Genomic DNA, 19,532 nt, shown 5'->3' with positions numbered 1-19,532 from the left:
GCCATCCTTTGGCCAGGGCACTAAACCGGTGGGGCTGGGGCGTTTCCCAACAGAATCAGGGATCAGGCGGACCCGGACGCAAAAAACCCCCGATCCCCTGTAACTGCAAGGAATCGGGGGTTTCCACTCTTCGCTAAAAGAGTGGGCCCTGTGGGGCTCGAACCCACGACCCACGGATTAAAAGTCCGATGCTCTACCAACTGAGCTAAAGGCCCAAACTGACTGCGCACCGCACACGTAACAACGTGAAAGACACACGCCAGCTCCAGTCCATTTCTGGACGTTAATACTGTACCCCAGTCCGGGGCGTGTGGCTTACGGGACTCGCGGCCGCCGTCGTCCTTATTTTATTGCCCCGAAAAGGGGACCGGCCGGCCCGGCCGGGCACCAAAACCGCATGCTCGATTACCGCACGTCACAGGAGTAGCGTGGACAGCATGAGCGACAAAGCAGGAACCCACGGTCCGGGCGGGGCGGAACGGCACCACAAACCAAAGCCTTTTGCGCCCATAGATTTTGAACCTTTCGCGGGCGGCGCCGACCCGGCACGGGTCTCCGAAGCCGCACACCTGGCCGCCCAGGCACTGGTGCGTCACGGTCGCGACAGCGACGATCCCGTTGTCACAAGGCGCCTGGTCAAGCTCGCTGACGAGCAGGGCCTGGACGCCATTGCGGAGATGTGGGCCGAAAGCCCGGCACGCTCCCTGCCGGGAGCCCTGTGGCGGCTCTATGCCCTCCGTGCTGCAACCGTCCAGGACCCGGAGCGCATCTCGGTCTACTTCAAGGCGGGCAAGGACACCGCGCAGGTTTCCAACGTCGTGGCCGGGGCCGCCGAGCCGCCCGGTGCCGACGAAATGAAAACCATGGCGGACGCCATTTTGTCCGGAGCGTTCGACGGCGACTTCGATGTCGCGCTCGAGCGTTCGGCCGCCTTCTGTCGTGTTGTGGCGCTCGGACAAGCCACGCTCGCCGACGGCGCCGACCACAGCAACGAGGTCCACGCGCGCAAGCTGACACGCAACTCGCACCTGCTCGTGAAGACCGCCGAGGACCTCGAGCACGCGGCCAACGCCTGGCGCCTGGGCGAGCTGGACTGACCTATCGGGCCGGATCTGTCAATGTTGACTTGGCCCAGCCAAAGTAGAACACTAAAACTGGTGCCGAACCGCGAAACCCCCGGGCTTCAACATTTAGCCGCCTAGAGCGGCCTACCGCCGAGAGGCGTATCCGGTTCGGCACCATTTTCATGCCCGAACACGAGGGCCGGTAAAGTACTACTAGTCGCGGGCCGGACGTCAAGTTACAGGACCGCGCGTAAGCGTCCTGACGATCTCCGGAGACCGGTAAATGAAGCTGCGCCTTTTTCCCCAGGAGCCCGCAGGGCTGAACCTGTTGTCGCAGCTGGCCCGCCAGATTGTTCTCGCCAGCGCAACCATGGCGGAAATCCTGGGCGCGCCTGCCGCCGAACATGACCGGCTCGTGGAGGACATGCATAACCACGAGGCCAAGTCCGGCGAACTGCACTTCGCCCTGCTGACCCACATGCGGACGAGCTTCGTCAATCCGCTCCCCCGCGAAGACATGTACGGGCTGTCGCTCTGCCTCAATCAGGCCATCGAGAAGCTGGACGCCGCCGCCGAGCTGGTGGCGCTGTACAAGCTGGACAGGCTGCCAAAGCGGGCGGCGGACCAGCTGGAGATCATCAGCCGCCAAGCCGAGCTCACGGCGGACGCAATGCGGCGGCTGAACAACCTCGATGACCTCGAGGACTACTGGATCGAGACCGTGCGCCTGGCCAAAAGGGCCGAACGGACACACCGGATCTGGGTCGCGGACATGCTGAAGGAAATGAAGGCGGCGCAGTATGCCCGAAACCGCGACGTTGCCAACCAGCTCGTGGACGTCACCAAGGACATGCGTCGCATCGCAACCCAGGTAGGCAGCATCATCGTCAAGGAATCATGAGGTGACGCCGCTCATTTTCGCCCTGGTGGTGGTTCTGGCCGCAGCGTTTGCATTCATCAACGGGTTCAGGGACGTCTCCAACTCTGTGGCCCTCGCTGTCCGGACCCGCGCACTCACACCCACCGTGGCGGTGCTGCTGGCCGCCGTCTTCAACTTCATCGGCGCTCTCCTCAGCTCCGGCTTTGCCGTGGCGGTCAGCCAGAACTGGGTTACCCTGCCGCTGGGCGACAGCGGGCTCAGTATCCTCGTGTCAGGCCTCGCCAGTGCCTGCATCTGGGGTCTCCTCCTGTGGTGGAGGGGTGTCCCCTCATCCTCCACGCACGCCCTGGTGGGCGGTCTCTTCGGAGCCGGAACCGCCAGCGTTGTTGTGGGTGGCAATGCCGTGGGCGGAGTGGACCAGTCACTCCTGTTCCAGGTGGCCCTTCCCCTGCTGATCTCCCCCGTCATCGCCTTCCTCGGCGCGTATCTGCTGGTTTACCCCGTGACGTGGGCCGCCCGCTATGCACAGCCAAACGAGATCAACCGGCGCTTCCGCGCTGCACAGTCTGTTACGGCGGGCGCGGTCGCCTTCGGCCACGGGCTCCAGGACGGCCAGCGCGTCAGTGCGGTACTCCTGCTGGCTATCCTGGCCGCCGGGTATGCCGACGGCGGCCCCATCCCGGTGTGGGTCGCGATGCTTTCGGCCGTCATGATCACAGTGGGAACCCTGTGCGGAGGCTGGCGCATTTCACACACCATGGCATACCGCCTTATCCGGATTGACCCCCTCCGCGGCGTGGTGGCACAGGCCTTCAGCGCGGCTCTGCTGTTCATCGGTGCGATCGGCCTGCACTGGCCCATTTCCACCACGCACACCGTCACGTCCGGAGTGCTGGGCGCCGGCGAGAACCAGCACCTGTCCGGAACCCACCGAAAGCTGGTAGCCCGGATCCTGTCGCTGTGGGTTCTGACGCCTGCCGTCACCGCCGGGGGCGCCTTCGTGCTGGAGCTGGCGCTCTCTCCGCTGACCGGCACCTGAATCCGGGTCAAAGACGCGATTGCTCCGTAACCGCGCTTTTGAGCGTTCATAGGGGCAGTTACGGAGCAATCGATGAGTTGGGCGGCGGTGGATGGGCCCACGCCGCCGGGGTTCCCTGGCCGAGCCTGCGAGGCAAGGGCGGCGGTGGATGGGCCCACGCCGCCGGGGTTCCCTGGCCGAGCCTGTGAGGCAAGGGCGGCGGTGGGGACTATCCGAAGCGGCCGGAGACGTAGTCTTCCGTGGCCTTCTGACCCGGGTTGTTGAAGATGGTGCTGGTCTCGGCAAACTCGATGAGCTTGCCCGGCTTGCCGGTACCGGCGATGTTGAAGAACGCCGTCTTGTCCGAAACACGCGCCGCCTGCTGCATGTTGTGGGTCACGATAACCACGGTGTACTGATCCTTGAGCTCATTGATGAGGTCCTCGACGGCCAGTGTGGAGATCGGGTCCAGGGCGGAGCATGGCTCGTCCATCAGGATCACCTGGGGTTCCACGGCGATGGCACGGGCGATGCAGAGGCGCTGCTGCTGGCCGCCGGACAGGCCGGAGCCTGGCTTCTCCAGCCGGTCCTTGACCTCGTTCCAGAGATTGGCACCCTGCAGGGAGCGTTCCACCAGGGCATCGGCTTCGCCCTTTGAGATTTTCTGGTTGTTCAGCTTCACGCCGGCCAGCACGTTGTCCCGGATGGACATGGTGGGGAACGGGTTGGGCCGCTGGAACACCATGCCGATCTGGGACCGCACGGTGACCGGGTCCACGCCGGGGCCATAGAGGTTGTCGCCGTCGAGCAGCACTTCGCCCTCGACCCGGGCACCAGGCAGCACCTCATGCATGCGGTTGAGGGTCCGCAGGAAGGTGGATTTGCCACAGCCGGAGGGGCCGATGAACGCCGTGACGGACTTGGCTTCGATGTTGATGCTGACGTCCTCGACGGCCAGGAAGCTGCCGTAGTAGACGTTCAGGTCTTTGACGTCGATGCGCTTGGACATGATGTTCCTTAACTTGCTGGGTATGAATTGAAGTCTAGATCCCGGCGGTTCAAACCGAAACGTTCCGGGAATCGGGTGCGGCCACAAGGTGCCGCGATCTAGCGCCCCGTCTTGGGCGCGAAAACCTTGGCGATCAGGCGTGCACCGAGATTCAGCAGCATCACCAGGATGATGAGCACCAAAGCGGCGCCCCAGGCCCGCTGCGAGGACGGACCCGGATTGGACGGCGAGGTGGGGTTCAGGATCTGCGTGTAGATGAAGGTAGGCAGTGAAGCCATCCAGCCGCTGAACACGTTGTTGTTGATGCTGGTGGCAAAACCGGCGGTGACCAGAATGGGCGCGGTCTCGCCGATTACGCGGGCGATCGCGAGGGTGACGCCGGACGCGATGCCCGAGATCGCTGTCGGAATAACGACCTTGAGGATGGTCCGCCACTTGCGCACACCCAGGGCGTAGGAGGCCTCGCGGAGTTCGTTGGGAACGATTTTCAGCATTTCCTCGCTGGAGCGGACCACCACCGGGATCATCAGCACGGAAAGCGCGACGGCGGCCACGGCGCCGGTTTTGGTACCGGGACCCACAATCGCGAAGAAGAAGGCGGCGGCAAACAGTCCGGCGACGATGGAGGGGATGCCGGTCATGACGTCCACGAAGAAGGTGATGGCGCGGGCCAGGGGGCGGTCGTTGCCGTATTCCACGAGGTAGATGGCCGTCAGCAGGCCCACGGGCACCGAGATGACCGTGGCCAGCAGGGTGATCTCGACCGTGCCGAGCAGCGCATGGTAGATACCGCCCAGAACGGGCCCCTCCCCTTCGGCAGCCCTGTTGTCGAAGACGCCGGTGACGCCGTTCATGGACTTCCCGAGGAACCCCGGCGTGATGAGGCCGGGAATGCCGTTAACCATCACGGTCCAGATGACGGAGATCAGCGGCAGCAGCGCGATGAGGAAGGATCCCACCACCAGGCAGGTGGCGAGTTTGTCCTTGGCCTTCCGCGCTCCTTCAACGGCAGCGCTCCAGCCCACCAGGCCGGCAGCGAAGAGAATGGCGGAGACGACTCCCCAACCAAAGGCGTTGAAGCCGATCAGCGCCAGGATGGCCGCGCCGAGGATCAATGCAACGGCGAGCACAACGTACGGGGCGTACTTAGGCAGCTGGCCCTTGGTGAGTGCGGACCGTTTGCGGACCGGTGTCAGAGTGGAGGTCATTTAGTTTGCTCCCGAGAATTCTTTGTGCCGGCTGATGATCCACCGCGCAACCATGTTGACGGCGAGTGTGATCACGAACAGGATCAAGCCCGCGGCGATCAGGGTGCTCACCTTCAGGCCGCTCGCCTCAGGGAAGTTAAGCGCGATTTCGGCGGCGATGGTCTGGTTGCCGGACTGGATCAGGCTTGCGGTGAGGGCGCCGGAGGAGAGCACCAGGGCAACGGCCATGGTCTCGCCGAGGGCGCGGCCAAGGCCCAGCATGACGGCGCTGATGATGCCGGGACGGGCGAAGGGCAGGACCGCCATCTTGATCATTTCCCACCGCGTTGCGCCCAGTGCAAGGGCGGCTTCCTCGTGCAGTTTGGGGGTCTGCAGGAAGATTTCGCGGGACAGGGACGTGATGATCGGGAGAACCATGACGGACAGGACGATTCCCGCGGTCAGGATGGTCTTGCCGGTGGCGGAGGCCGGACCCTGAAAGATGGGCAGCCAGCCCATGTTCTCGGCCAGCCAGCCGTAGGCGGGCGAAATCTGGGGGGCCAGGAATGCGGCGCCCCACGCACCGTAGATGACCGACGGGATGGCTGCGAGGAGGTCGATCACGTAGCCAAGGCCGGAGGCAAGCCTGCGCGGCGCGTAGTGGGAGATGAACAAGGCGACGCCGATGGCCACCGGCGTGGCGATCACCAGGGCGATGATGGCGGCAATCAGGGTGCCGATGACGATCGGCCAGATGTAGGCGAAGAAGCCCTCTCCGCCTTGGATGTCCTCTGCCGGGGCAGTGAATGCCGGAATGGCCTGGATGACGAGGAAGAGTGCAACGCCGAACAGCACGGCCAGGATCAGGCACCCTGCTGCCAGGGTAGCTCCAGAAAAGACTTTGTCCCCGGCGCGTCCGGCGCCTTGGGAACTGGTCAGGGAGGTGGCGGTCATACCCGGCCCTTCGGTGTTGATGGTGCGGTGGTGCGCAACGTGGAGAGTTTGCGGTTTACACGCCTAAGTTCCCCGCCCTGCCTTGCGGCGGAACGGGGAACTTCGGCGCTCAATAAAACTTTACGACTTGACCTTGATGGCCTCGATGGCCTTGGTAGCCTTTTCGGTCAAGGCGGCGGACAGCGGAGCCGACTTTGCGGACTCAGCAGCAGCCTTCTGGCCTTCTTCGGAGACGACGTACTTCTCGAAAGCCTTGACCAGGTCAACGGTTTCCTGCTTGTCGTATGTGGTGCAGACGACGTGGTAGGAGACGAGGACGATCGGGTAGGCGCCGGACTCAGTGGTGGTGCGGTCCAGGTCGATCGCGCTGTCGATTTCGGCGCGGCCTGCAACGGGCTTGCCGGCGTCCACGGCCTTGGAGGCGGCTTCCGGGGAGATCTTGACGAATTCAGAGCCGACCTTGATCTGTGCGGTGCCCAACTTGCCGCCGACAGCGGAATCATCTGCGTAGGTCACGGCACCCGGGGTGTCGGTGACGGTCTTGACCACACCGGAGGTTCCCTTGGCGTTCTCGCCCTTGAGGGAGGCAGGCCAAACGCCGTCGGCCTTGTCCTTCCAGACCTCGGGGGCCGCAGCAGCGAGGTACTCCGTGAAGTTCTTGGTGGTGCCGGAGTCGTCAGAGCGGCTGACCGGCGTGACCTTGAGGTCCGGGAGCTTGGCGTCCGGGTTCAGGGCGGCGATGGCGGGGTCGTTCCACTTGGCGATCTCGCCGCGGAAGATCTTGGCGGCGGTGGTGGCGTCCAGTTTGAGTTCAGTTACTTCCGGCACGTTGAACGCGATGGCGATCGGCGAGATGTAGACCGGGATGTCAATGGCACCCTCGGGGCCGCACACCTTCTTGGACGCGGTGAGTTCCTCGTCCTTCAGGTAAGCGTCGGAACCGGCGAACTGGGCTGAGCCGTCGAGGATGGCCTTGCGGCCTGCGCCCGAACCGTCCGGGGAGTACTGCACGGTGGCGCCCTGGTTTGCGGCGGCGAAGTTCGTCTTCCATACGTCCATGGCTGCGCCCTGCGCGGAGGAGCCGATGCCCGTCAGGGTTCCGGTGACTTTGGTCCCGGCGGCGGTCTGGGTGCCTGCGGGGGTGTTCGTGGCGTTGTCGGAACCACAGGCGGTGAGCGCGAGTGCGCCAGCGGCGATAACAGCGAGTGCCGCGTGGCGGCCGAAGCGGAGTGCCTTCACTGGGTGTACCCCTTCCAGGGTTTCTGATGCGATCCGGACCGGAGACGTCCGAATGGGGGATGCGTACGTTCTGTACCTTCATTCAAGGTATGGGTCTGAGGTAACGCGCAATGGGGTCCAAGGTGAACGGAAGGTTAACGACGGCGGGATTTTGACTTACATATGCTGGGTCCCCATTGCGTTAGCTGCGCCACAGTCGTAGGGCAGCAACCATGTGGCACGATGTCCCGTATGGAGACCCCCGGAAGCCTGGACGCCCACCGTCTGGCCGGTGGCCCCACGGACGCGGACATCGACCTTTACCGCCAGCTGAGCGCCGACATCGCGGCCGGCGTCGCCGTCGTTTCCACCTCGCTGCGAAACCGCGACTATGCCGCGACCGTGAGCGGATTCCTCTCCGTCTCCTACGAACCGCCGACGATGCTGGTCAGCCTTTACGCCGAATCACGCATCGGCGAGGCCGTTGAAGAGGCGGGTACCTGGGCGTTGAGCCTGCTGTCCGGCAGGCACCGGGGGGCGGCGGACTGGCTCGCGAGCCCGGGGACACCCCTCCAGGGACTGCTTGCCCAGATCCCGTTCCGGCGGGGCCCCGCCACCGGATCAGCGATCATCGACGGCGCCCTGGCCTACTTCGAGCTGCGCACCGTCGCCATCCATCCCGCCGCCACCCACCTGCTCGTGGTGGGAGAGGTCCTCGCCATGGGAAGCGGCGCTTCTCCGGCAGAAGCCCCCGACCCGCTGGTCCACTTCGGCTCCGGGTACCGCCATTTGGCGCCATGAATGATGGACGATTGAACCCTGGACATCGACGAGGGTCAACAAGCACTGATTGAGGAGTAGAACATGGTTCCTGAAATCAACATCTGGGCGGTCCTGGTGGCAACGCTGTCCACCATGGTCGTGGGATCGATCTGGTACACGCCCAAGGTCTTCGGCAACTACTGGATGCGCACGGCCAAGGTCACTCCCAGCGGCGAAGGAAAAGACGCCATCAAGCCGATCCTGATCACTCTCGTTGTCAGCTTCGTCAGTGCCCTCGTTCTTGCCGGCTCGGTTGCCATCGCCCAGGAATTCTACGGGGGCAGCTTCCTCGGCAATTCAGTGATCACCGCCGTCATACTCTGGGCAGGATTCACCGCCGCCCGCTTCATCACGCACGACGCGTTCGAAGGCCGGCCGGCCGGACTCACCATGCTGAATTGCGCCCATGAACTCGTGACCTACCTGGTCATGGCGCTGGTCATCGGCCTGTTCGGCATCTAAGCGCCAAGCCTGAAGCGCCAACGTGCAGCTAATGCCCGCAAATCTCCACTTTGAGGTCATTACCTGCCAGTTCGCGCTAGCCGCGCGTACGCAACCGCGCCACCAGCGTTGCGGCGAGGAACGCCGTCGTCATTTCCAAGGCGATAACCAACAGCATGACGACGGCGGCGGGCTCGCCCGCGCGGACCGCTGACTCTGCCAGGCCGCCCGCGGCCGCCGCGTGGCTGTGTGTTGACCGGCCCGACGCCAGCAGCAGGAAGGTATGGACGGCCGCCATTCCGACGGCGGAGGCCATGATCCGCTGGAGCGCCACGACGTTGCTGCGGCGCCAAAGGTGCAGGGCGCACGGCAGGCAGACCGCCACCATGGTGAGCATCAGGGCACTGAGCCACGCCGCGTGATGGTTTCCGGCCGCAAGCCACACGTGAGCAAGGCACGAAACGGCCGTCACCAGGGCACAGACGCGGGAGTGGAGCACGCCGCCCAGGAAGGCCGGCGGACTCATGCCCGCAAGCAAGGCAGCATGATCAGCCATGGCAGTGTCCGCCGGAGGGCTGGGCAGAGGCCGGAACATCGAGGACCGGGCTGCGGTCGAAGAATCCTTCGGGGCGGAGCTTGAACCCGACGGTGTCCACGGGCATGATGGGCCAGTCCTCGACGCGGGGGAAGTGGGTGAGCCCGAACGTGTGCCAGACGACGATGTCCTGGCCGTCGATGTCGCGGTCCTGGGCGATGTAAGCGGGCAGGCCGGCGCCGCCGGAGTGCTGGTTGACGAAGTCGCCCGTGGGGTAGCGCTCGTCTTCCGAGTAGCGGGTGACCCACAGGTCCTTCGTGGCGAACGCGGCCCGGCGGGCGATGGAGGATTCCGGATCGGCCTGCAGCGTGGGCTGGTTGTGGGAGTGCAGTTTGTAGCCCACCGGCTCGCCCAGGCGGTTGCGGGATTCGGGGTTGGAGATGATCCAGGTCCGCCCCGCCCTGGCGTCGGCCTCACGGGCACCTTCGGACTCGCGGGCCAGCACGGTGCGCTTGCGGGAGAACGCGTTACCCCGTTCGTTGCCGGGGCCCATGGCCTGGCGGACCACGTCCTCCTCCTCGACGCGGTTGGTGAATCCGTCGATTGCCATGTCCAGGCGGGCGCTGAAGATGTGCTGGTGGAAGGGTGCCCCCAGCCCGGGCGCGAGCTGGGAGATGTTCTCCGAGCCGGCCTCCGGGAACGCCGAGGTGAAGACGACGCCCGTGGCCTTGGCTTCGAATTCGATGGTGCCGTCGAGGTAGAGGTACCAGTAGAAGCCGTAGTCGTAGTTGCCGATGGTGGTGAAGAAGGAGATCACCAGACGGCGGTTCCGGCGGGTGTAGTTGATGCCGGACCAGAGGTCGCTGTGCTTGGACAGGATGCCCCAGTCCTCCTCATGCATGCAGATGCCGTTGCGGATTTCGCGGGGGTTGCCGAAGGCGTCGCTGATGACCGGGCTGAGGTAGGTGATCTCGCCGAGGCAGTCACAGCCGAGCTCCAGGGAGTTGGCATACTGGCCCACCAGGTACTCCCCGGTGTCGAAGTAGTTCTGCCAGGACCGGATCGGGGACGGGTCTCCGTACGGAACCACCATTTCGGCGATGGATGCCCGGTTGATGATGGGACGCAGCCGTTCCCCGTCCCGGAAAGCGAGGTTGTGCAGCACCACGCCTTCGCGGACATCGAAGCCGACGTCGACGCTCCACTTTTCCCACTCGACATGGTTTCCGCCGGTAACGGTGAAACTGGGGCCCTCGGGCTGGGTGATGCTGATCGGCTTCTGGGAGGTCCGCAGCGGTCCGGTCAGTTCCGGATCCGTGTAATTGCCGTGCTCGGCGGGCACGGGGAAGATGCCGGTGTCGATCACCTGGGTGACTTCCTTGTTGACCACGTCCACGTAGGCGACCAGCCCGTCTACCGGGTGGGCCCAGGCGCTGTCCTCGGGAAACTCCTGCACGAAGGCCAGTCCGCGCAGGATGCGCCGGCCCTTCTCCTCCGGGTACTCGAACACGCCGGCCGACAGCGGGGCCACGCGGACCTTGTTGACGTCCAGGTTCCGCGAGGCGAGCGCTTTCAGCCATCGTTCATCCGTGGCCAGGAGCTGTTCGACGACTTCGAATTCCTCTTCAAGGACGGGAAGCTCGCCGGTGGCGGCAGTGTCCAGTTCGACGGCGGAAATCACCTCGCGCGCGGCGAGCGAGACCGTGACCTCCATTGGTGCGGCGTTCGATACGTCATGGAGGAATATCCGGAACCGGCGGTCCGCGGTTTCGGCTGCCGTGCCGCGCACCGGGTCCAGCAGGCCGAGGTAGGCGATGCGCTTCTCCGGGTCAAAGAGGCCGGCAGCATGAAGAATACTCTGCACATCGGTGATTTCTGCTGCCGTTGCCAGGCGGTACGGGGTGGCTACGTCTGTGAGGGAGGTCGTCATGGCGGCCTTCTGTCCGGGACCCTTGGCGGGTCGGGTTTTATTTTCTATAGTTGTAGAGAATAACCGTACGTAAGATAAGTCACAAGGGTCTTGCGCCAAAAGAATTTCCGGGGGAGCGGCTGCGTGCCAAAGATTGTTGATCACGACGAGCGCCGGCTGGAGCTGGTGGACGCCACATGGCGGATCATCGCGCGGCTGGGCATCGAGGGTGCCACCATGCGCGAGATCGCAACCGAGGCAGGGTTTGCCAACGGTGCCCTCAAGCCCTACTTCCCGACGAAGGACACCCTGCTCACTTTCGCCTTCGGCCATGTCTTCAACAGGACGAACGAGCGCATCGCGGAAGTCACCGCCGGGAAAACGGGCCTGGCAGCCCTAAGGGCATTTGCCCTCGAGGTGCTGCCGCTGGACGAGGAGCGCGTGCATGAGGCGCGCATCGTGATTCCCTTTTGGCAGAAGGCCATCACCGACGCAGAAAAGGCGGCCATCCACAGGGACTCCATGGAGCAGTGGCATGGCGCCATCCTCGAGCACCTTACACAGGCGAGGAAGAACGGCGACGTAAGCTCCGCCGTCGGGGACGGCGCCATTGCCGGAAGCCTGCTCAACATGCTGCTGGGCGCCCAGATAGCCGCAGCACTGGCCCCACAGGGGCAGGTGGACCACGGCCTAAGCGACCAGTTGGAAGGCTTCCTGGCACTCCTCCAGGCCGGACCGTAATTTTTTTCGACATCCGTGGAAAAAAGATGCCAGGAGCGGCAGGGCGGCGCTAACCTGAAATGACTGTGTCCCAGGACACAGCATGGGCCCCCCACAGATGGCCTCCCGGCGTCAGGAACACACCATGTCTGCAACCACAACCCGCCCCGCGGGCCACGACCTCAAAACGACTGTGGCCACCTCGTTCGACCACTGGCGACACCTCGTGGCGGAATCCTTCGTGCCGCTGGCGGCCGAAACCGGTGACGCCGATGCGTTCCGCGGCAGGATGCGTTCCCGTGTGGTGGACCGGATGTGCATCGTGGAGGTGTCGGCTACAGGCCACAGCGTCCACCGGACGCCGGCCCTGCTGGCGCAGTCGGACCAGCGCTACTTCAAGCTCAACCTCCAGCTGGAGGGCACTGGCCTCCTGGTCCAGGACAACCGCGAGGCCCTGCTGCGCCCCGGTGACCTGGCCATTTACGACACCAACCGCCCGTACACCCTGGCTTTCGAAGACCAGGCAAGGGTGCTGGTGGTCATGTTCCCGCACGATTCACTGTCGCTGCCCTCCGACTATGTGGGGCAGCTTTCGGCCGTGCGGCTTGCCGCGGGCCACGGCCTGACGAGCATTGTGGGGCCGTTCATCACCCAGCTCGCCGCGAACCTTGAAGCCCTCAACGGTCCCAGCGGCACCAGGCTGGCGGCAAACGCCCTGGATCTCGTCTCGACCATGCTTCACTCGGAGCTGGACCTGGCCCAGGACCGCATGAAGCCGCAGACGCTGCTGGCAACCTCGGTCCGCGAATACATCGAAGCGAATCTCGCCGACCCGCAGCTTTCGCCGGCCAGCATTGCGGCGGCCCATTTCATTTCCACGCGCCACCTGCACAACGTCTTTCACGAATCGGGCACCACGGTTGCCAGCTGGATCAGGAGCCAGCGGCTGGAGCACACCCGGCGGGACCTTCGTGATCCGCTGCACTCCGGCATGTCAGTGGGGGCCGTCGCCGCCCGCTGGGGCTTCGTGGATGCTGCGCATTTCAGCCGCACGTTCCGCGAGGCCTATGGCCAGTCCCCCAGCGACTGGCGCCGAGGCGCCTGAATCCCGGCAACCCCGGCAGGCCTGAACAGCCCTGCAGCCTTGCAACCGCGCAGTTAGTTCCGATCCAACGGATTGCGACTGGCGCCCTGTAGGCAGTTCCACCGCACGCGAGTAGCATTCCATATCGTGACAGCAAGATTTCATAAGGCGGAATGCCGACCCACAATGGCGCGCCCCGAGGACGCCCGGCCGTGACCCACATTTGCCTTCTTCTCTCGGGCGCCGCGCTCCTGATCAACGGACTGGCACTGCTGGGCACGCTCCCCCGCCGGGACGCCGCCGTCTTCAGCCTGTTGATCGGAAGCATCCAATTGGTCCTGGCCGTCGTCCATGTGAGTGCCTCCGGGGTGAGTGCCGGCGGCGGAACGCCATCGCTTCTTGGCGCGTCCGGAATGTTCCTCTTTGGACTGACATATACGTACGTGGGACTCGATGTCCTGCTGGCGCTCGGATCCAAGGGACTCGGCTGCTTTTGCGGGATGGTGGCCGGGTGCGGCCTCCTCCTTGCTGCCTCCTGGTCCGGGCAGGATCTGCTCCTGGCCGTCCTGTGGCTGTGCTGGGCCTACCTCTGGCTGCTGTTCTTCCTGCACCTGGCTCTCGGCGTCGAACGGCTGCGGCCGCTCATCGGCTGGTCACTGGTCCTCACGAGCCAGGCCTCGGCCACGGCGCCGGCGGTCCTGGGTATCACGGGCCAGTGGCCGGGAGATCCGACGGGGGCGACGGCAGCGGCGGCTCTCCTTGCGCTGTTGCTGCTCGCGCTGTTGCTGCTGGCCGGCGGCCTTGCCAGGCGCGGGCGGCGAATTGCCGCCCGCGCCGCTACCGGCAACAGCCCCTTACCCGGCCAGCTCAGGCTCTAGGATCCGGACCCGCTTCTCCACCCCGATCTCCACCAGCACTCCGGCGAGGAAAATCACGGGAACGGCCGCCAGCAGCCCCGTTGCGGTTTCTGCGCTTTCCCCGATGAGTGAGGTGAAGTTGCTGACCACCAGGTAGAGGACCCATGCCAGCAGCACCGAGGCGAGCGCGGGTGCGATGAGGGTCTGCCAATGCTGTCCGGCCACCCGCTCCCGGCGGAAATAGCCGACGACGGCGAGCGAGCACAGCATGTACAGCACCAGCAGGGCAGCAACGGCTAGGCCGCTAAACCAGGAGAACAGCGTCAGCACGGGGTCCAGTCCCAGCAGCGCAAAGGGCGCCACGAGCAGGGCTGCAACGATGGTCTGGATCCAGGCCGCGGTTGCGGGCGCGCGGTGCCTGTTGGTCCTGGCCACGACGGCCGGCATGGAACCGCGCAACGCCAGTGAATGAAGGTAGCGGTTGATGCCGTTATGGAAGGCAATGATGCCGGCCAGCAGGGAGGTCACCAGCAGGACTCCGGCGGTGACGCCCGCCCACGGTCCGAACAGTTCCACGATGGGGCCGATCACGAAGGATGTGGCGTCGCCCGATTCCAGGGCGGCTCCCGCAGCGGCTACTACCTGTGACGGTCCATAGAAGCTGACCAGCATCCAGGTGATGAAGGAGAAGAAGACGGCGATGATGCCCACGGACAGATAGGTGGCCCGTGCGACCGTGCGGTGCGGGTCCTTGGCCTCAGCTGAGTAGATGGCCGTGGATTCAAAACCGAACATGGAGGCAACGGCAAACATGATGGCAACGCCCGGAGCGCCGCCGGCAATGGCCTCCGGCGCAAACGAGGCGGCGATGTTCAGGCCTTCGGGTCCGCCACCGCGGAAGAGGACGGAGAAGCCAAACATCAGGAGAATCGCCACTTCCAAGCCCACCAGAACAGCCAGCACACGGGCACCAAGTTCGATGTTCATGGAGCCCAGGACCTGGACGCCGGCCATGGTTACGAGTGCGGGCAGCCACCAGGGAACAGCAATCCCGACAGATGCCAGCAGCCCGGAGAAGGCCGCCCCATACAGCCCGTACATCGCTGCCTGCACGGTGCTGTAGGCCAGCAGGGCAAGCCATGCCGCGCCGGCACCCACCTTGCGTCCGAACGCGGCCGTGACGTAGGCGTAAAAGGCGCCGTTGGTCTGCACCTTCCGGCTCATGGCGACGAAGCCGACGGCGAAGATAACGATGACGAGACCGACGATGAGGTAGGCGCCCGGGGCGCCGGCACCGTTGCCGAGCGCGGCGGCCAGCGGGGCTGCTCCGACGATTCCAGTCAGCGGGGCCTGCGCGGACAGGACGAAGAACAGGATGCCCAGAACTCCGATGCTTCCTGCGCGCAGGGCGGTGGAGTGCTCCTGGCGGGAATCTGGTTCTGCGGTCCGGGATTCGGGATTCGAAATACTCATTGGATCCTTCTTGTCGGTCATGAGTGCTGGGGATGTTGTGAGGCGGTGCGAAACGCCTGCGGTGCCGGGCTTCTTTGCCCGTGGCTTAGCTGATGCGGGCGCCTGTGAGATGCGCCATGAATTCCAGAATGGCACCGGAGTCCGGCTGCGCCTTGTCGTGCAGCGATCAGTTGTTGTCCCTGAGCGCAGTCACGCCCGGGCTGCCGGGTTTGCCAGCAGGGACCCAGCATCGTTGGCAGCTTCCATGCCGCTCTCGATTGCACCGTCAATAAACCCGCCCCAGCCGTTGGCGATATCGGAACCGGCAAAAAGGACCCTGCCGTGGGCCGCCTGCATGGCGGGAAGGTAGGTCGAGAGGTGGCCGGTGCGGTGCATGGGCCAGGTTTCACCGGACAGCGGGTCATCCACCCAGTTGTGGCTGGCCACTGCGGCAACCTCGGCTCCCGGCACGAGGCGCGTGAGCTGTTCCTGGACTGCGGCCGGATTTTCAACGTCGATCTTTGAGGCGTCAGGGCCAAAACCGACGGCGATCGTGTCACCGTCGAGCGCGTATTCGACCTGGAAGAAATTCAAGGGCCAGTCGGCGCCCCCCAGCGCAACGAAGGGGGCATGTTCGCCACGGAGCCTGAACCAGACCTTCACACCCCGGGAGACCTGGCCCAGGCTGGAGCCTTCGGCTTTGGCCGCGGGCAGCGGCGGCTCGAAGGCCACCGTCTTGAGGGCATGCAGCGGAACGGTGATAATCGCCGACCGGGCCAGCACTATGCGCCCGTCCGTACTGCGGATGCTGACCACGCCGGCGTCTTCCGCGACAGCTTCCACGGTGAAGCCATGCTCGATGCCGGCCCCCGAGTCCGCGAATATTGCAGCAGCCAGCGCGGCAGTGCCGCCAACGATCTTGTGGGTGGCGCACGCTTCGAAGTTCACCGCCCAGTCGCCATTGGTCAGTGCAACCCAGCGCAGGGCCTGGGTCAGCGCCGCATTCTCCAGCGGCCCGTTGAAGTTCAGAGCCCAGAAGGATTCGAGGATATCCCGCGGCGCTCCGGCGGGGAACTGTTCACGGATCCGGTCCTGGACGGACACGTGGTCGATCGCCTTGAACTCGTCGCGCGCCAGTGGACGGAAGGGCTGCGGGAAATACTTGCGGGCGTCCTGGACGAACTCTCCGTTTGTCTGGCCGATAAGTGCGAGCAACTCATCCGGCCCTCCCTCATGGCGGCGCCCGTCCGCCCACCAGAACGCCCGTTCCGGTTCGGGGCTGGGCGTGGTGTCCAGCCCGTAGCGCTTCAGTTCGGCCCAGACATACGGCTGTGTCCAGTGCACCCAGGTGCCGCCGATTTCAAGGTCCCGTCCGAGGCGGTGGTCCAGCCAGGTCCGTCCGCCGATCCGGTCCCGTGCTTCGACGATATGGACCGTGAGCCCCTGCCTGCTGAGCTCGCGGGCGGCGGTAATCCCGGCGAAGCCGGCCCCCACCACGACGACGTCGTACAGTTCGCGTTTCATCGCGGTCGCCTAGGAGTACACGAAAAATTCGACGGTGGGCGCAAGGACGGCCCATCTGGTGCGGGCACCCCTGTTGAAGGACGCGGCGCCGCCTGCAGTGAGGTCGTAGGTGTCCCCGTCCTCCACTTCAATGCGCAAGTGGCCCTGGACGATGGAAATCGTCTCGTCTGCGTGGATGACCAGGTCAAACGGCTCCGGCGCTTCCGCGGGAGTCACATGCCAGTAGCCGCAGGCGAGCGAGGGGCGGACGCCCTCCCCGAAGCGGCGGACCCACTGGACTTTGCCGAGTTCGAAGGGTTCGTTCTTGTTCGGGTCGAGGGCGGACGACGTGGTGAAAGCAGGGGTTTCTGTCACTGTGACTCCAGATGTGCGGGCACCGGCGTTCTGGCCGGGCAGGTTTCGTGTTTCCAACGGAGGTAGCGGATCGGACTTCAGAAATAGTGAGCCGCATCACCGCCGGTCCAGGAAACTAAGCAAACGCTTAGTTTTAAGTCAATAGCCTCCGGGAAGCCGGGAGCACTGGCTAGACTCGGCACATGAAGTCATCCGCTGCGCCTGCCCCGCCGTCGAAATACGGGACGGGAAAGGAGGCGCTGCTCCGCGCCGCCGTCGCGGTGGTGGCCGCGAAGGGCCTGCGTGGCCTCACGTACCGCTCAGTGGCGGAAGCCGCCGGCGTGAACAACACGCTGGTGGCCCACCACTTCGGCTCCCGCGACGCCCTCATCGCGGCGGCCCTGGACTGGGCTGCCGAGCAGTCGATCAGTGCGTCCAAGCTCCGTGAAGCCGCGGCACTCGGCCATTCTTTTACCGAGTCACTTCTGGAGCTTCTGCTGGCTGAACCGGAACTGCAGGTCTTCCAGTACGAGATGATCCTGGAGGCGCGCCGGCGGCCTGAGCTCGCGGCGGCGGTCTCCGCCCTCTACGAGAATTACGTCAGCGCCCTGGCTGACGGCCTGACCGCTTCCGGGCTGACCCACAACGTCCAGGTGGTGGCCCGAACCCTGTTTGCTTCCCTTGATGGCCTGGTTCTCCAGTATCTGGCCGGGGTGGACCGCGCCATCATCGCCGCGTCGCTGGAAGAAGTTCATGACGTGCTGCTGCTCCGGACCGGCACGGGCGGGCGGGCGTAGGCAGCGCCGCCCGGACAGCTGTTCGCGCGGGATCAAGAGCCGTTCGCGGATACACAAGACGGGTCGGGACCAGCCGGGCAGACTCGAGACACAGCCTCAGGCCACGCTGGCCGTGCGCACCACCTACTCGAAGTGGAGTACCCATGGAAACTTACGACGCCCTGCTGGCCTCGATCACCCCGGCCGCCGGCGAGACCCGAACCATCCTCGACCCCGCCACCGGCACCGTTGTCGGCGAAGCGCCCGTCCACACCGTTGACGACCTCGAAGCGGCGGTCGCCGCCGCCCAGGCAGCCCAGCCGGCCTGGGCAGCCCTGGGCCACGACGCCCGGTCCGCCGCGCTGCTCAAAGCAGCCGACGCCGTCGAACGCTCCGCCGAAGAACTCGCCCGCCTGCTCTCCCGCGAGCAGGGCAAACCGCTCAACGGCCCCAACGCCCGCTTCGAAGTCGGCGCCTGCGCCGCCTGGCTGCGGGCCGCAGCCACCACACCGCTGGAGCCGGAAACCGTCGTGGACGACGGCCAAACCTACGCCGAACTGCACTACCGCCCCATCGGGATCGTCGGCGCCATCGGCCCCTGGAACTGGCCCATGATGATCACCATCTGGCAGATCGCCCCCGCCCTGCGGATGGGCAACGCCGTCGTGGTCAAACCCTCCAAGATGACGCCGCTGTCCGTCCTGGCCCTGGCCAAGGTCCTCAACGAGGAACTCCCCGAAGGCCTCCTCACCGTCGTCTCCGGCGACCGCAAGGTCGGCGCCCGCCTGGCCGAACATCCCGCCATCGGCAAGGTCATGTTCACCGGCTCCACCGACGCCGGCAGGGAGATCATCAAGTCCTCCGCGGGCACCGTCAAACGCCTCACCCTCGAGCTCGGCGGCAACGACGCCGGCATCGTGCTGCCCGACGCCGATCCCAAAGCCATCGCCCAGGACCTCTTCTGGGGCGCCTTCATCAACACCGGCCAGACCTGCGCCGCCCTCAAACGCCTCTACGTCCACGACGATATCTACGACGCCGTCTGCCAGGAGCTCAGCAAGGTTGCCGCGGCCATGCCCATGGGCGTCGGGCTCGACGAGAACAACGTCCTCGGCCCGCTCCAGAACAAGGCGCAGTACGACGTCGTGGCCCGCCTCGTCGAGGCCGCCCGCGACTCCGGCGCGCGCGTGCTCGTCGGCGGCAACCCGGACACCGAGCAGCCTGGCTACTTCTACCCCGCCACGCTCGTCGCGGACATCGACAACGACAACCCGCTCGTCGCCGAGGAACAGTTCGGCCCCGCGCTGCCGATCATCCGCTACAGCACCATCGACGAAGCCGTGGAAAAGGCCAACGCGCTCGACGTCGGGCTCGGCGCCTCCGTCTGGTCCCCCAACCTGCCCGAAGCCCGCAAGGTCGCCGCCCGCATCCAGGCCGGTACCGTCTGGATCAACAAGCACGGCGCCGTGGACCCCCGCGTTCCGTTCGGCGGCGCCAAGCAATCCGGCTACGGCCTGGAATTCGGCGTTGAGGGCCTCAAGGCCGTCGGCGTTCCCCAGGTCATCAACGGCTAAGGAGCCTTTCCAGCCGGGCATCACACACCGGAAGCCGCCGTCGCAAAACGCGACGGCGGCTTCTTACTGCCGGCAGAATGCGACGTTAATCACATGCCGGACCGGATGCGGCGGCGCGACAGACAGGATGTTTGCGCAGGTCACGGTGTGGATAATGGCGCCTGCCGGCCCGCGC

General features: G+C 65.3%; 19 protein-coding genes and 1 tRNA gene. 10 read left to right on the top strand and 10 right to left on the bottom strand.

Annotation, left to right across the window (positions count from 1 at the left end; genetic code table 11):
• Window positions 1–142: 142 nt before the first annotated feature.
• Window positions 143–215: transfer RNA gene (locus ACIP90_RS04825), tRNA-Lys, on the bottom strand.
• 222 nt (window positions 216–437) lie between these two features.
• On the opposite strand from ACIP90_RS04825, the gene ACIP90_RS04820 reads away from it, so the two are divergent.
• From ACIP90_RS04820 to ACIP90_RS04810, 3 genes are all read left to right on the top strand, one after another.
• On the top strand, window positions 438–1,097 hold the full coding sequence (locus tag ACIP90_RS04820) for a hypothetical protein (protein WP_400577413.1): 660 nt from the start codon (window positions 438–440) through the stop codon (window positions 1,095–1,097).
• Window positions 1,098–1,347: 250 nt separating this feature from the next.
• On the top strand, window positions 1,348–1,965 hold the full coding sequence (locus ACIP90_RS04815) for a DUF47 domain-containing protein (RefSeq protein ID WP_400577412.1): 618 nt from the start codon (window positions 1,348–1,350) through the stop codon (window positions 1,963–1,965).
• A gap of 1 nt (window position 1,966) precedes the next feature.
• The gene (locus tag ACIP90_RS04810) at window positions 1,967–2,983 is read left to right on the top strand and encodes an anion permease (RefSeq protein WP_400577410.1); all 1,017 of its coding nucleotides are present in this window, start codon (window positions 1,967–1,969) and stop codon (window positions 2,981–2,983) included.
• Between the two features lie 208 nt (window positions 2,984–3,191).
• Here the strand turns inward: ACIP90_RS04810 and pstB are convergent, their stop codons facing one another.
• The 4 genes from pstB to pstS form a co-directional block, all read right to left on the bottom strand.
• Window positions 3,192–3,971 carry a phosphate ABC transporter ATP-binding protein PstB gene (gene pstB / locus ACIP90_RS04805; protein ID WP_400577409.1) on the bottom strand — a complete coding sequence of 260 codons (780 nt, stop codon included), beginning with the start codon at window positions 3,969–3,971 and terminating at the stop codon, window positions 3,192–3,194.
• A gap of 98 nt (window positions 3,972–4,069) precedes the next feature.
• Window positions 4,070–5,179 carry a phosphate ABC transporter permease PstA gene (gene pstA, locus ACIP90_RS04800; RefSeq protein WP_400577408.1) on the bottom strand — a complete coding sequence of 370 codons (1,110 nt, stop codon included), beginning with the start codon at window positions 5,177–5,179 and terminating at the stop codon, window positions 4,070–4,072.
• Window positions 5,180–6,112, bottom strand: a complete 933-nt coding sequence (gene pstC, locus ACIP90_RS04795; protein WP_400577407.1) for a phosphate ABC transporter permease subunit PstC — start codon at window positions 6,110–6,112, stop codon at window positions 5,180–5,182. It abuts the gene before it with no gap.
• A 120-nt stretch (window positions 6,113–6,232) separates the two neighbouring features.
• Window positions 6,233–7,351 (bottom strand): phosphate ABC transporter substrate-binding protein PstS, encoded by a 1,119-nt coding sequence (pstS, locus tag ACIP90_RS04790; RefSeq protein ID WP_400577406.1) that lies wholly within the window; start codon window positions 7,349–7,351, stop codon window positions 6,233–6,235.
• A gap of 231 nt (window positions 7,352–7,582) precedes the next feature.
• Between pstS and ACIP90_RS04785 the strand changes: the two genes are divergently transcribed.
• Both ACIP90_RS04785 and ACIP90_RS04780 read left to right on the top strand, forming a co-directional pair.
• Window positions 7,583–8,131, top strand: coding sequence for a flavin reductase family protein (locus tag ACIP90_RS04785; RefSeq protein WP_400577404.1), 549 nt, complete (start codon window positions 7,583–7,585; stop codon window positions 8,129–8,131).
• A gap of 63 nt (window positions 8,132–8,194) precedes the next feature.
• A complete protein-coding gene (locus ACIP90_RS04780) occupies window positions 8,195–8,614 on the top strand; it encodes a DUF1761 domain-containing protein (protein ID WP_400577403.1) in 420 nt (139 codons plus the stop codon).
• A 76-nt stretch (window positions 8,615–8,690) separates the two neighbouring features.
• Here ACIP90_RS04780 and ACIP90_RS04775 read toward each other — a convergent pair whose 3' ends face one another.
• Complete coding sequence (locus ACIP90_RS04775) at window positions 8,691–9,149, bottom strand: hypothetical protein (protein WP_400577401.1); 459 nt, start codon at window positions 9,147–9,149, stop codon at window positions 8,691–8,693.
• Entirely contained in the window at window positions 9,142–11,058 is a 1,917-nt protein-coding gene (locus ACIP90_RS04770) for a primary-amine oxidase (RefSeq protein WP_400577400.1), read from the bottom strand. Before ACIP90_RS04770 ends, ACIP90_RS04775 begins: the two co-directional genes overlap by 8 nt.
• A 123-nt stretch (window positions 11,059–11,181) precedes the next feature.
• Here ACIP90_RS04770 and ACIP90_RS04765 point away from each other — a divergent pair, with 123 nt between their 5' ends.
• From ACIP90_RS04765 to ACIP90_RS04755, 3 genes are all read left to right on the top strand, one after another.
• Window positions 11,182–11,778 (top strand): TetR/AcrR family transcriptional regulator, encoded by a 597-nt coding sequence (locus ACIP90_RS04765; RefSeq protein WP_400577399.1) that lies wholly within the window; start codon window positions 11,182–11,184, stop codon window positions 11,776–11,778.
• Between the two features lie 124 nt (window positions 11,779–11,902).
• Window positions 11,903–12,862 (top strand): helix-turn-helix domain-containing protein, encoded by a 960-nt coding sequence (locus ACIP90_RS04760; protein ID WP_400577397.1) that lies wholly within the window; start codon window positions 11,903–11,905, stop codon window positions 12,860–12,862.
• A gap of 191 nt (window positions 12,863–13,053) precedes the next feature.
• Window positions 13,054–13,719 (top strand): AmiS/UreI family transporter, encoded by a 666-nt coding sequence (locus ACIP90_RS04755; RefSeq protein WP_400577395.1) that lies wholly within the window; start codon window positions 13,054–13,056, stop codon window positions 13,717–13,719.
• On the opposite strand, the gene ACIP90_RS04750 is transcribed toward ACIP90_RS04755, so the two are convergent.
• From ACIP90_RS04750 to ACIP90_RS04740, 3 genes are all read right to left on the bottom strand, one after another.
• Window positions 13,696–15,171 carry an APC family permease gene (locus ACIP90_RS04750; protein WP_400577393.1) on the bottom strand — a complete coding sequence of 492 codons (1,476 nt, stop codon included), beginning with the start codon at window positions 15,169–15,171 and terminating at the stop codon, window positions 13,696–13,698. The genes ACIP90_RS04755 and ACIP90_RS04750 overlap by 24 nt on opposite strands.
• A 189-nt stretch (window positions 15,172–15,360) precedes the next feature.
• Window positions 15,361–16,674 (bottom strand): flavin monoamine oxidase family protein, encoded by a 1,314-nt coding sequence (locus tag ACIP90_RS04745; RefSeq protein ID WP_400577392.1) that lies wholly within the window; start codon window positions 16,672–16,674, stop codon window positions 15,361–15,363.
• A 9-nt stretch (window positions 16,675–16,683) separates the two neighbouring features.
• On the bottom strand, window positions 16,684–17,028 hold the full coding sequence (locus tag ACIP90_RS04740; RefSeq protein ID WP_400577391.1) for a cupin domain-containing protein: 345 nt from the start codon (window positions 17,026–17,028) through the stop codon (window positions 16,684–16,686).
• A gap of 182 nt (window positions 17,029–17,210) precedes the next feature.
• On the opposite strand from ACIP90_RS04740, the gene ACIP90_RS04735 reads away from it, so the two are divergent.
• Complete coding sequence (locus tag ACIP90_RS04735) at window positions 17,211–17,804, top strand: TetR/AcrR family transcriptional regulator (protein ID WP_400577390.1); 594 nt, start codon at window positions 17,211–17,213, stop codon at window positions 17,802–17,804.
• Between the two features lie 143 nt (window positions 17,805–17,947).
• A complete protein-coding gene (locus ACIP90_RS04730; RefSeq protein ID WP_400577388.1) occupies window positions 17,948–19,357 on the top strand; it encodes an aldehyde dehydrogenase family protein in 1,410 nt (469 codons plus the stop codon).
• Window positions 19,358–19,532 lie beyond the last annotated feature (175 nt).

It is taken from the genome of Arthrobacter sp. NPDC093139 (assembly GCF_044754165.1).
Classification (GTDB): domain Bacteria; phylum Actinomycetota; class Actinomycetes; order Actinomycetales; family Micrococcaceae; genus Arthrobacter.
Note: the sequence above shows the minus strand (reverse complement) of the source record. Positions and strands in the feature narration are given on the sequence as shown.